The sequence below is a fragment of the Streptomyces sp. NPDC001750 genome, assembly GCF_042892615.1.
GTDB lineage: Bacteria > Actinomycetota > Actinomycetes > Streptomycetales > Streptomycetaceae > Streptomyces.
In genome coordinates, this window is sequence record NZ_JBIAUE010000013.1 from 141,244 (window position 1) to 152,905 (window position 11,662).

An 11,662-nucleotide genomic window follows, 5' to 3' on the forward strand; every position below is an offset into this window, starting at 1 on the left:
GGCCCGCGCCTCCTCCGGACTCGCACCCGGAGCCGGACTCGCACCCGGAGCCGGATTCGTACCCGGCCCCGGGGACGCACCCTGCTCCTTACTCGGAGCCGCGCCCGGCTCAGGTCCCGGATTCGCACTCGGGCCCTGTCCCGTTCCCGGGCCCTGTCCCGCTGCCGGGCCAGGGCCATGGCTCGTGCTCAGCCCCGGGCTCCACCCCGGAAACGGGTCGGGCCCGTCGTCCCGGGTCGTCATCGACGCTCGTTCTCCTCCACCCACCGCCGAGCCAGCGCGGCAGCCTTGCGGGCTGCCTCTGCCACCGCTGCCGGGCCGTCGCCGCTCGCCTTCGCCGCCGCGTATCCGACCAGGAAGGTCGTCAACGGCGCTGCGGGCCGGGCGACACCATGAGCGGCATCACGGGCGAGGTCGAGCAGGACATCGGTGTCCACATCGAGCTCGATGCCCAGTTCGTTCTTGACTGCGGTGATCCATTCGTCCAGCACGGCCCCATGCTCCCTGATGCGGGCTCGGGCCTGCGCAATGTCCTCCCAGGTGTCGCAGTCGAAGGAGGTGAGAGGGCCTGCCGGCACCCGCACCAGATCCAGTTCCTCCGTCAGCAGCCGCAACGGAAGTCCGGACAGGCCGCCGTGCTCGACGGCGATCAGGGCGAGTTCACGGCGCAACGGCTCGGCCCGGTAGACGGCCACGAGAGGCTGGTCGCGCCCTTCCTGATCCGTGCACAGGGCCCCCTCCCGCTCGCCGTCGCCGACGGCGTCCAGCAGCGCCGCGACGGTGCTCTCCGCGAGGAACGGCAGATCGGCGGAGAGCACGAGCACCCGTTCCGCTCCGGTGCGCCGCACCCCGGCGTCCAGCGCGGCCAACGGCCCGCCTCCCTGCGGAACCTCACGTGTCCAGGTCACCGCACGCACCGTGGGCCGACGCCCGCCCACCACCACAGTGGTCGAGGCGCCCGCACAGGCCGCGAGCACCCGGTCGAGCAGCGTGCGGCCACCGACCCGGATTCCGGGCTTGTCCGCTCCGTCGAGTCGTGCGGCGGCCCCTCCGGCAAGGACGATGGCGTCATACGCGGTCATGCCTCCGAGTATGCGGGCCACGCCCTCCCGGCGGTCCTCCCGGTCCTCCCGGTCCTTCCGATCCCCCTGGTCCTTCCGACCCCGGTCCTCGCCGTGCCTCGTTCCGCGCCCTCGTCCTCCGCCCCTTCCCCGCCCTGTCCGCGTGTCCCTGCCCGACCGCTGACGCAGACCGATCGCAGACACAGACGCAGGCACAGCGGACACGGACGAGGAGGGACGAAGAGGAACGAGGAGGGGACGCGAAGGCGGCGAGGGGGGCAAGGCGAGGACGCGGAGGAACGGAATCCGCAACCGCTCCCCGGCTGTCCGGCTCCCCGGCTGTCCGGTTCCCGGGCTGTCCGGCTGTCCGGCTGTCCGGTTCCCGGGCTGTCCGGCTGTCCGGCTGTCCGGTTCCCGGGCTGTCCGGCTGTCCGGCTACAACGTGCGGAGCAGAACCGCCGGTTGCTCCACGCAGTCGGCCACGTAGCGCAGGAACCCGCCCGCCGTACCGCCGTCACAGACCCGGTGGTCGAAGGTCAGCGAGAGCTGGACGACCTGGCGTACGGCGAGTTCGCCCCGGTGCACCCACGGCTTGGACACGATCCGGCCGACACCGAGCATCGCCGCCTCCGGGTGGTTGATGATCGGGGTCGAGCCGTCGACGCCGAACACCCCGTAGTTGTTCAGCGTGAACGTGCCCCCGGTCAGCTCCGCCGGAGTGAGTCTCCCCGCCCGCGCCGCCTCGGTCAGTCGGCCTATCTCGGCGCCGATCGACTCCACGTTCCGGGCCTGCGCGTCCCGTATGACGGGGACGACCAGTCCACGATCGGTCTGTGCCGCGAACCCGAGATGGACCTCCGACAGCCGCACTATTTCCCGCGCCTCCGGATCCACCGTGGAATTGAGCTCGGGGAACCGGGCCAGCGCGGCGGTGCAGATACGCGCCAGCAGCGCCAGCACCGACACCTTGGGGCCCGCCGCCGGGCCGCCCGTGCTGTTCATCGCGGCCCTGGCCGCCATCAGCTCGGTGGCATCCGCGTCGACCCAGCACGTGGCGTCGGGAATCTCCCGGCGGCTGCGCGCCAGCTTGTCGGCGACCGCGCCCCGTACGCCCCGCAGCGGGATCCGCTCCGCAGCCGGAACCGCACCTCCACCCACCGACGTGGGCCTCATCGACGCCACCGACGCCGCAACCGGCTGCGGGACCGCGGCCGACTGCGAGGCGGTGCCCGTGGCGGCGGAATCGGGGGCGGCGGTGCGGGTCTCCGCAGCCTGCTCCGACGCCCTGATCGCGGACTCGACGTCGGCCCGGAGGATCAGCCCTTCGGGGCCGGATCCCACCAATCGGTGCAAATCGAGGCCATGCTGTCGCGCCAGCTTCCTCACCAGCGGCGAGACAACAGCCACCGGCCCCCGCTCCACATCGGGAACGGCGGCGCGAGCCACCGAAGCGGTCCCGGCCGAACCGGTCGCCTCCCGCTCGACGCCCGCCACCGCCCACGCCGAAGGACGCACCCGTCGACGGCGTGCCACCGGCGCGCCGGTCCCGTATCCGACGAGCACATTGCCGGACGACTCCGCCTCACCGGTCCCGGACACCCCCGGGGCCCGGGCCCCGGCACCCGACGACCCACCGGATCCCGCGGCCCCCGCACCTCCCAAAGATCCCTCAGCCCCCATGGCCCTTCCGGCCCCTACCGCCCTCCCGGACTCCGCAGACGTCCCAGCCCCTGCGGACGCCTCGGCCCCTCCGTCCTCCCCGGAGCCCACCGCCACGGTCAAGAGGGGTGCCCCGACCGGCAGTTCCGCACCCTCCTCACCGAACCGGGCCGTCACCACTCCCCCGTACGGGCACGGCACCTCCACCATCGCCTTGGCCGTCTCGACCTCGACGACGGGCTGATCGATGGCGACGACATCGCCGACCTCCACCAGCCAGCGCACGATCTCCGCCTCCGTGAGCCCCTCACCGAGGTCCGGCAGCCTGAATTCGAGTACCTGGGCCATCAGCTCTCCGCCTCCCACTGCAGGCGGGCGACCGCGTCGAGCACCCGGTCCACGCCCGGCAGATGGTGCCGCTCCTGCATCGGCGGCGGGTACGGGATGTCGAACCCGGCGACCCGCAGCACCGGCGCCTCCAGGTGATGGAAGCACCGCTCGGTCACCCGGGCCGCTATCTCACCGCCCGGACCGCCGAAACCGGAGGACTCATGGACGACGACCGCGCGCCCCGTACGCCGTACGGAGGCGCCGACCGTCTCGTCGTCGAACGGCACCAGCGAACGCAGGTCGACGACTTCGAGGTCCCAGCCCTCCTCGACCGCCGCTTCCGCAGCCTCCATGCAGACCGGAAGCGAAGGGCCGTACGTGAGCAGCGTCGCGCTGCGCCCACGTCGGCGGACGACGGCCCGCCCGATGGGCTCGACGGCCGCGGGCGCGTCGGGCGACCAGTCCGCCTTCGACCAGTAGAGCCGCTTCGGCTCCATGAAGACCACCGGGTCGTCGGAGGCGATCGACGCCCTCAGCAGCCCGTACGCGTCCTCGACCGTGGCAGGGGTGACGACATGGAGGCCGGGCGTCGCCATGTAGTAGGCCTCCGACGAATCGCTGTGGTGCTCGACCCCTCCGATCCCGCCTCCGTAAGGCACCCGCACCGTGATCGGCAGCGGCATAGCACCGCCCGTCCGGTTCCGCATCTTGGCGACATGGCTGATGAGCTGCTCCAACGCCGGATAGGCGAACGCGTCGAACTGCATCTCCACCACGGGCCGCAGCCCGTACATCGCCATGCCGACAGCCGTGCCGAGAATGCCCGCCTCGGCCAGCGGGGTGTCCGTGCAGCGATCGTCGCCGAACTCCTTCGCCAGACCGTCGGTGATCCGGAAGACCCCGCCGAGCGTGCCGACGTCCTCACCGAGGACGTGCACCGTCGGATCTTCGGCCATCGAGTCGCGCAGCGCCCGCCCGAGAGCCTGCGCCATCGTGGCGGGTCTGGTCTTCGCGGTCCGCTCGCCGGCCGGCGCCGCTGCGGTGGTCATCGCCCCTCCTCCGTTCCGTCACGGTCCTGCTGGTCGTGCCGCTGGTCCTGCTCGACTTCCGCCTCCGCGCGCAACAGGGCAGCCTGCTCCCGCAGTTGAGTGGTCTGCTCCGCGTAGACGTGGGCGAAGAGATCCATGGGGTCCAGCACCGGATCGGCGTTCATCCGCTCACGCAGTGCCGCCGCCATCCGCTCGGCGGACGCGCGCGCTTCTTCCCTCACACCGTCGTCGAGCAGTCCCCGTTCGGTCAGCTCCCGTTCCAGGAGCTGGATCGGATCGTGCGTACGCCACGCCTCCACCTCGCTGTCGGTGCGGTAGCGCGTGGCGTCGTCGGCGTTCGTGTGGGCGTCCATGCGGTATGTCACCGCCTCGACGAGCGTGGGACCGCCACCGCTCCGCGCCCGCGCGACCGCCTCGCCGAGGACCTGGTGCACAGCCACCGCGTCATTGCCGTCCACCAGTCGCCCCGGCATCCCGTACCCCACGGCCTTGTGCGCCAGGGACGGGGCCGCGGTCTGCTTCGCCAGCGGAACGGAGATCGCGAAGCCGTTGTTCTGCACGAAGAAGACGACCGGGGCCCGCCAGACGGCCGCGAAATTGAGCGCCTCGTGGAAATCCCCCTCGCTGGTGCCGCCGTCGCCGACCATGGCCAGCGCCACGACGTCGTCGCCCCGTAGGCGCGCCGCGTGGGCCAGGCCCACGGCATGCGGCAACTGGGTGGCGAGCGGGGTGCAGAGCGGTGCGATGCGGTGCTCACGCGGGTCGTAACCGCTGTGCCGGTCGCCCCGCAGCAGCGTCAGCGCCTCGACCGGGTCCAGACCGCGCGCAACGGCCGCCAGCGTGTCACGGTAGCTGGGAAAGAGCCAGTCCTGGTCCTCCAGCACCAGCGCGGCCGCTGTCTCGCACGCCTCCTGCCCGGTGCTCGACGGGTAGACGGCGAGCCTTCCTTGTTTGGTCAGGGCGGTGGCCTGCGCGTTGTACCTGCGACCGCGGACCAGCTCCGCGTAGAGCCGGAGCAGCAGTCCGGGATCGGCGTCGCCCGCGGCATCCGTACCGAGCACACGGTAGGGCTCGGGGTCCGGGAGCAGCGGCGCGGGATCGGTGAGCGGCTTCCAGGCCGGGGGCGGCGTGGGGCGGTAAGCGGCCGCGCCGGGCAGCTCTTGGACCGTCATGACAAGCACCTCCTGGCGTCGAGGGGTTTCGAGCGGCGTCTGTCGGCTTCGGGGGTCGTCCAGTCCCGCGGGGGATCGTCCGAAGCCGTGGGGTGTCGAAATAACCGAAATGTCGAGCGCTGTCCGAGGCGCGACTGTGGCGTGCCTCACCTACCGATTGTTCGGTCGCGAGCGCATTTTGGCTACAGGCACCTTCAGCCTGTGGACAAACGGTTATCCACAGCCTGGGATAGGGGCAGGTCGTCCAGGACGAGGAGGCGCGGGCACATGGCAGCTGAACAAATGGCCGACGGGATCGCGGAACCCGACCGGATTCCGCCGGCCCGCCCGCTCGACGCCGTCGACCGCGACATTCTGCGGCTGCTCCAGACGGACGGCCGCGCCTCGATACGGTCGGTGGCCGATCGCGTCCATGTGTCCCGCGCCAACGCGTACGCGCGGATCAACCGGCTCATCGACGACGGCGTGATCCGTGGATTCAGCGCCCGCGTGGACCACGAGCGGGCGGGCCAGGGCGCCTCCGCCTACATCACGCTCAAGATCGTCCAGAATTCCTGGCGCACCGTGCGCGAGCAGCTCCAGGCCCTGCCGGGCGCGACCCATATCGCCCTCGTCAGCGGCGACTTCGATGTGCTGCTGCTGGTGCACACCCCGGACAACCGGTCACTGCGCGAACTGGTCCTGACGAAGATCCAGTCCATTCCGGAGGTGCTCTCCACCCGCACGCTTCTCGTGTTCGAGGAGACGGACCTGGCCCCGGGCCCGGACCGGCCCACCGAGCTCACCTGACCGACGCCCGCATCGGCGCCGACCCGGGACCCGGCGCCGGGCCTCAGCAGTCTCAGCAGTCTCAGCGGGCCTCAGCGGGTCTCAGCGGGTCTCAGCGGCTGGAGCGCATCCCCTCGAAGGCCACCCGGACGAGCGTGTCCGCCAGCCGCTCGCCGTCGGCGCCGCCGTCCGGCTGCGGCCGGTACCACTCCACCAGGGAGTTGACCATTCCGAACAGCAGCCGCGTCACCAGTCGTATGTCCACGTCCGAACGGAGATCACCCTCCATGACGGCCGCTCCGAGCAGATCCGTCACCCGCTGGTCGAACTCGCGCCGCCGCTCCATCGCCCAGCGCTCGGTCTTCGTGTTGCCCCGCACCCGCAGCAGCAGAGTGACATAGGGCAGCTCGGCTATCAGCACGTCGACGGTCCGTCGCGTGACGTACTCGACACGCTCGACCGCCCGCCCCTGTGTGGCGCCGGGTTCGTCGAGAATCCCGAAAAGCCCGTCCAGCGCCCGGCTCACCGCACGGTGGAGCAGGTCCTCCTTGCCGGTGACATGGTGATAGATGGAGGACTTGGAGATGCCCGCCGCCTTGGAGAGATGCTCCATCGACGTGCCGTCGTAGCCGCGCTCGTTGAAGACGCGGACGGCGACGGTGAGCAGGGTCTCCGGGGTGTACGTGTCCCGCTTGGCCGTGGTCATGTCCGCGATCCTCCCCTACGAGTTGTCCACAGGTTTGGCGGGCCCCCTTGTCCCGACCGATCGTTCGGTTACTCTAACTCTGTCCACCCGTTCCTGCCCAGCTCGATGAGGAGTTGGTCCGTCATGGCCGCCGAGCTCACCCCGCATCTGCTTTCCGAGAAGCACCGCCCCACGCTCGACCAGGCCCTCGACGCGATCCGTACGCGCGCGTACTGGTCCCCGCACCCCGAGCACCCGAAGGCGTACGGCGAGGGCGGAGCCCCCGGCAGCCTGGGAGCCGCCGAGGGCAAGGCCGCGTTCGACGCCGTACTGCACACCCGCCTCGACCTCGGCCAGCCCGGCACCGACGGCTGGACGGGCGGAGAGGTGTCTCCGTACGGACCGGAGCTGGGCGTCGAGTATCCGCACGCCGACCTGGACGTGCTGCTCCCGGCGATGCGCGCCGGCATGGCCGCATGGCGGGCGGCGGGCCCCGAGACGAGGGCCCTGGTCTGCTTGGAGATCCTCTCGCGGATCAGCGCCAGGACCCACGAGTTCGCCCACGCCGTGATGCACACCAGCGGCCAGGCGTTCATGATGGCGCTCCAGGCGGGCGGCCCGCACGCCCAGGACCGCGGACTGGAAGCCGTGGCGTACGCGTACGCGGAGCAGGTCCGCACGCCGGGGAGCGCCGACTGGTCCAAGCCGCAGGGCAAGCGCGATCCGCTCCGGCTGCACAAGTCGTTCACCGCGGCTCCGCGCGGCATCTCGCTGCTGATCGGGTGCAACACGTTTCCCACGTGGAACGGCTACCCCGGCCTGTTCGCCTCGCTGGCCACCGGCAACCCCGTCCTGGTCAAGCCGCATCCGCGCGCCGTGCTCCCGCTCGCGCTCACGGTCCGGCTGACCCGCGAGGTGCTCGTCGAGGCGGGCTTCGACGCCAACCTGGTCGCACTGGCCGCCGAGCGGCCCGGCGAAGGCATCGCGAAGACCCTCGCCGTACGCCCCGAGATCAAGATCATCGACTACACCGGGTCCACGGCCTTCGGTGACTGGCTGGAGACCAACGCCCGCCAGGCGCAGGTGTACACGGAGAAGGCCGGGGTCAACACCATCGTCCTCGACTCCACCGACGACTACCGGGGCATGCTCTCCAATCTGGCCTTCTCCCTCTCGCTGTACAGCGGCCAGATGTGCACCACCCCGCAGAACCTGCTGATTCCCCGCGACGGCATCTCGACCGACGCCGGCGACAAGACGTACGACGAGGTCGTCGCCGACATCGGCACCGCGGTCGACGGTCTGCTGGGGGACGACGCGCGGGCGGGCGCCCTGCTCGGCGCCCTCGTCAACCCCGATGTGAAGGCCCGACTGGAGGCGGCCGCGAGGCTGGGCGAGGTCGCCCTGCCCTCCCGCACGGTGGTCAACCCGGAATTCCCCGACGCTGTGGTCCGCACGCCCCTGATCGTCAAGCTGGACGGCAACAAGCCGGACGACGCGGAGCACTACATGTCGGAGTGCTTCGGACCGGTCTCCTTCGCCGTCGCCGTCGACTCGGCGGCCGATGCCATGGAACTGCTCCGCCGTACGATCCGCGACAAGGGCGCGATGACCGTCGGCGCGTACACCACCTCGCCGGACGTGGAACGCGCCGTCGAGGACGTCTGCCTGGACGAGTCGGCCCAACTTTCGCTGAACCTCACAGGTGGCGTGTACGTCAACCAGACCGCGGCGTTCTCCGACTTCCACGGCTCGGGCGGCAACCCGGCAGCGAACGCGGCTCTGTGCGACGGCGCCTTCGTGGCCAACCGCTTCCGTATGGTGGAAGTTCGCCGCCAGGCGTGACGCCGGGCCAGGAGCCGAGGTACCGGCCGGGGGCAAGGGCCGGGCCTCCGGGCAGGGCCATGGGTCGAGGTCGGGTCCGGGAGCCGCGGGCCGGGAAACCAGCAACGGCACCCGTACTCGCGCCCTCGTCGGCATCCACGGCCTGGCCTCGCCGGATGTTCCCGCCCGCGTCAGAACTCCTGGCGCGGCGCTTGCCCCTGTTGCTGCCCCGGCTCCGGAATCTCCGCGTACCGCTGCACCCACGCATGCATGGCGATCGCGGCGGCGGCGCCCGCGTTGATCGACCGCGTCGACCCGAACTGCGCGATGGAGCACACCATCGCCGCGTGCTCCCGGGCTTCCTCGGTCAGCCCGGGCCCTTCCTGCCCGAAGAGCAGCACGCACCGACGCGGCAGCTCGGTACGCTCCAGCGGAACCGAGCCCGGAAGGTTGTCGATGCCGATGATCGGCAGCCCTTCCGCAGCCGCCCACGCGGTCAGCGACTCCGTGTCGGGGTGGTGCCGCACGTGCTGGTACCGATCGGTGACCATCGCACCGCGCCGGTTCCAGCGCCTTCGCCCCACGATGTGGACCTCCTTGGCGAGGAACGCGTTCGCGGTCCGCACCACGGAGCCGATGTTGAAGTCGTGGCCCCAGTTCTCGACCGCCACGTGGAAGTCGTGCCGCCGCAGATCCAGGTCGGCGACGATCGCCTCCCGCGTCCAGTAGCGATAGGCGTCGCCGACGTTGCGCCGGTCCCCGTGGGCGAGCAGCTCGGGGTCGTACCGCTCGTCCACGGGCCAGGGCAGGGGGTGCGGCCCCACCCCGACCTGTGTTCCGAACCCGTCGTCGTACTGTACGGGCTCCGCCGCCGGTCCGGGCGCACCGGACGCCCCACGTCCTGGCAGCTCATCGGTCGGCGGTTTCCCGCCGATGCTGCCGGTGCGGCCGATACCGCCGGTTCTGCTGCCGTTCTCGCTACTCACCCGACGAGCGTATGACCCTCGCCGCCGACTTGCTGCGGGGCCTCCTCGGCATCGGTGGAACGCCGCTGACCGGGCACCTTCACCTTCCGCCCGAACAGCAGCCTCCGCCCGTGGGCCACCCGGTCGCCGAGCCACACCAGGAAGACGGTCGGCAGGAACACGGAGTCGGCGGCGATCATCGCCATGGAGAAGAACGGCAGCCCGAGCAGCAGGGCGATGCCGGCATGCTCACAGATCATGACGGCGAGCAGGACGTTCTTGACCTTCCGATTGAACAGCGTGAACGGGAAAGCGACCTGCACGATCACCGTGCCGTAGCTCACCAGCATCACGATGACACCACTGGACGCGAGGATGTCCGACATCACGGGCCACGGCGCGAAGTAGTCGAGCTTCAGCGGGTAGTACAGCGCGGTGCCGTCCTGCCACCTCGACCCCTGGACCTTGTACCAGCCCGCCGTCGCGTAGATCACACAGACCTCGGCCATGATCACGACGAGGGTGGCGTTGTGGGCCAGGTTGGCCACGATGTCGAGCAGGGTGCGCATCTCGCTGTGCGGGGCACGCCGGTTCACGATCCACCAGAGTCCCTGGCCCACCCAGAGGATCCAGAGAAGAGCCGGGAACCACCAGGTGCCCCCGAGGCCGTCGGTCAGCGTGGCCGCGATGAGGACCAGGCCCAGCGCCCCCCAGAGAACAGGGCCGACCGCATCCCGCCGCACCGGCCGCGCCGGGTCGTCGGCGTTCGCCTCCGCAGGCGCGCCCGCCTGCCCCGGCGCCTCGGCACCCACCGGAGGCGGAAGGGCCGCGAGACCCGCGGCGCGCGCCGTACGAGCCGCGCGTCGTGCGTCCAGCGACCAGACCTGCCCGCAGCGGGTCAGTACGAGGTAGATGGCCATCAGATGGATGACGTTGTCACCGCCGTCGCCCATGAAGATGCTGCGGTTCTGCAGGGAGAGCACACCGACCATGAAGAGGACCGACACGGCGCGGGTGCGCCATCCGACCATCAGCAGCGCGGCCGAGAGCAGGGCGACCGCGTACACGATCTCGAACCAGACCGTGCTGTCCGACCACATGAGCGCGGTGAACGCCTGGTTGCCCGATATGAGCTCCCGTGCCATGTCCCAGCGCCACGGGGCATCGGGGCCGTACATCTCATGGCGGTTCGGTATCTCGCGCAGCAGGAACAGCAGATAGGTGGCGGAGAAGCCGATCCGGATGACGGCGCTCTGGTACGGGCCGAGGGCCGCGGAGGTGACGCGCTGGACGGCGCGGGCGAGCTTGCGATCGAGGGAGAGCGTACTCACTTGTCGGCCCCCTCGGCGTTCCCGGCACTCATCGCGCTTCCGGCGTCCTCGGCGTCCTCGGGAAGGTCGGCGGAGGTCACGGTCCACCACGGCAGCACCCGGTAGGACGGCTTGGTGCTGATCTTCTCGTTGCTCCAAGGGGGTGCCCCGACGGACCGGACCTCGGAACGGAGCTGGATGCGCTCGACGGTGCCGCCGTAGTCGTGTCCGGTGAGGCGCAGCATCGCGATGCGACGCATGTAGCGCTCGGACAGTTCGCCGCGCACGCCGTTCGCCCGGTTCTCGTTGTCGTGGGAGTTGATGTAGAAGTCCCAGGCGCGTCGCAGCTCGTTCTGGTGGATGTGGCTGGGTATGACGTTTCCGCGTATCGCCTCGGTGTCCTCACCTGTCAGGCTCATCCAGGCGGTGGTGCGCCTGCCGTCGTCCCCCGCCACCTCGGCCCGTACGTGCACGGCGACGTTCTGCTGGAGCGGGTTGGGGGCGAACAGTTTCCAGTTCTGCTCGAACTCCGGGTAGATCCAGTCGTCGACCGCTTCGCCGTGCTGCTTGGTCAGCGTGTTGGACGGTGCGACGTGCAGGAAGACCATGGCCAGGTGGCCACAGGCGAGAAGTCCGATGACCGACAGGGCGATCGCCGCGACGGCCTGGTACGGCAGCGAGAGCGCGGCCACGCCGCCCGGGGAGGCGCGTCCCGGTCCCGGGGCGGTACCGGTCGGCGCGTCCTCTCCCTGCCCCGCTCCGCGCCGCTGCCGCCCCGGCTCGGCTCCCCCGTTTCCGCTCTCGCCGTCCGTTTCGTCGTACGAATCCATCCCGCCCCG

Annotated in this window: 10 protein-coding genes; 2 read left to right on the forward strand and 8 right to left on the reverse strand. The window is 70.8% G+C overall.

Translation table 11 applies throughout. From position 1 onward, the window contains the following. Positions 1–239 precede the first annotated feature (239 nt). The 4 genes from ACFYY6_RS21155 to pdhA all read right to left on the reverse strand — a co-directional run bounded on the left by ACFYY6_RS21155 (position 240) and on the right by pdhA (position 5,271). Positions 240–1,082: a DUF6457 domain-containing protein gene (locus ACFYY6_RS21155; RefSeq protein WP_389194603.1), complete on the reverse strand. Its 843-nt coding sequence runs from the start codon at positions 1,080–1,082 to the stop codon at positions 240–242. Positions 1,083–1,496: 414 nt separating this feature from the next. Further along, the gene (locus ACFYY6_RS21160) at positions 1,497–3,068 is read right to left on the reverse strand and encodes a dihydrolipoamide acetyltransferase family protein (protein ID WP_388651525.1); all 1,572 of its coding nucleotides are present in this window, start codon (positions 3,066–3,068) and stop codon (positions 1,497–1,499) included. Continuing rightward, positions 3,068–4,099, reverse strand: a complete 1,032-nt coding sequence (locus ACFYY6_RS21165; RefSeq protein ID WP_351517528.1) for a transketolase C-terminal domain-containing protein — start codon at positions 4,097–4,099, stop codon at positions 3,068–3,070. Before ACFYY6_RS21165 ends, ACFYY6_RS21160 begins: the two co-directional genes overlap by 1 nt. Beyond that, entirely contained in the window at positions 4,096–5,271 is a 1,176-nt protein-coding gene (gene pdhA, locus ACFYY6_RS21170; protein WP_351517529.1) for a pyruvate dehydrogenase (acetyl-transferring) E1 component subunit alpha, read from the reverse strand. The genes ACFYY6_RS21165 and pdhA overlap by 4 nt, the downstream gene beginning before the upstream one ends. Positions 5,272–5,538: 267 nt before the next feature. Here pdhA and ACFYY6_RS21175 point away from each other — a divergent pair, with 267 nt between their 5' ends. After that, a complete protein-coding gene (locus tag ACFYY6_RS21175; RefSeq protein WP_386608855.1) occupies positions 5,539–6,060 on the forward strand; it encodes an Lrp/AsnC family transcriptional regulator in 522 nt (173 codons plus the stop codon). Positions 6,061–6,151: 91 nt separating this feature from the next. Here ACFYY6_RS21175 and ACFYY6_RS21180 read toward each other — a convergent pair whose 3' ends face one another. After that, positions 6,152–6,745 (reverse strand): TetR/AcrR family transcriptional regulator, encoded by a 594-nt coding sequence (locus tag ACFYY6_RS21180; RefSeq protein ID WP_351517530.1) that lies wholly within the window; start codon positions 6,743–6,745, stop codon positions 6,152–6,154. A gap of 123 nt (positions 6,746–6,868) precedes the next feature. On the opposite strand from ACFYY6_RS21180, the gene paaN reads away from it, so the two are divergent. Next, positions 6,869–8,569: a phenylacetic acid degradation protein PaaN gene (gene paaN / locus ACFYY6_RS21185; RefSeq protein WP_389194606.1), complete on the forward strand. Its 1,701-nt coding sequence runs from the start codon at positions 6,869–6,871 to the stop codon at positions 8,567–8,569. A gap of 170 nt (positions 8,570–8,739) precedes the next feature. Here paaN and ACFYY6_RS21190 read toward each other — a convergent pair whose 3' ends face one another. From ACFYY6_RS21190 to ACFYY6_RS21200, 3 genes are all read right to left on the reverse strand, one after another. Further along, positions 8,740–9,456 (reverse strand): TrmH family RNA methyltransferase, encoded by a 717-nt coding sequence (locus ACFYY6_RS21190; RefSeq protein ID WP_351631252.1) that lies wholly within the window; start codon positions 9,454–9,456, stop codon positions 8,740–8,742. A gap of 74 nt (positions 9,457–9,530) precedes the next feature. Further along, positions 9,531–10,844, reverse strand: a complete 1,314-nt coding sequence (locus tag ACFYY6_RS21195) for an HTTM domain-containing protein (protein WP_389194609.1) — start codon at positions 10,842–10,844, stop codon at positions 9,531–9,533. Beyond that, positions 10,841–11,653 carry a DUF5819 family protein gene (locus ACFYY6_RS21200; RefSeq protein WP_351517534.1) on the reverse strand — a complete coding sequence of 271 codons (813 nt, stop codon included), beginning with the start codon at positions 11,651–11,653 and terminating at the stop codon, positions 10,841–10,843. The genes ACFYY6_RS21195 and ACFYY6_RS21200 overlap by 4 nt, the downstream gene beginning before the upstream one ends. Positions 11,654–11,662 lie beyond the last annotated feature (9 nt).

Bases quoted from the DNA above. Each gene is read 5' to 3' on its own strand.
- ACFYY6_RS21175 (WP_386608855.1), top strand. From the start codon at position 5,539: ATGGCAGCTGAACAAATGGCCGACGGGATCGCGGAACCCGACCGGATT.
- ACFYY6_RS21165 (WP_351517528.1), bottom strand. From the start codon at position 4,099: ATGACCACCGCAGCGGCGCCGGCCGGCGAGCGGACCGCGAAGACCAGA.
- ACFYY6_RS21160 (WP_388651525.1), bottom strand. From the start codon at position 3,068: ATGGCCCAGGTACTCGAATTCAGGCTGCCGGACCTCGGTGAGGGGCTC.
- ACFYY6_RS21200 (WP_351517534.1), bottom strand. From the start codon at position 11,653: ATGGATTCGTACGACGAAACGGACGGCGAGAGCGGAAACGGGGGAGCC.
- pdhA (WP_351517529.1), bottom strand. From the start codon at position 5,271: ATGACGGTCCAAGAGCTGCCCGGCGCGGCCGCTTACCGCCCCACGCCG.
- paaN (WP_389194606.1), top strand. From the start codon at position 6,869: ATGGCCGCCGAGCTCACCCCGCATCTGCTTTCCGAGAAGCACCGCCCC.
- ACFYY6_RS21155 (WP_389194603.1), bottom strand. From the start codon at position 1,082: ATGACCGCGTATGACGCCATCGTCCTTGCCGGAGGGGCCGCCGCACGA.
- ACFYY6_RS21180 (WP_351517530.1), bottom strand. From the start codon at position 6,745: ATGACCACGGCCAAGCGGGACACGTACACCCCGGAGACCCTGCTCACC.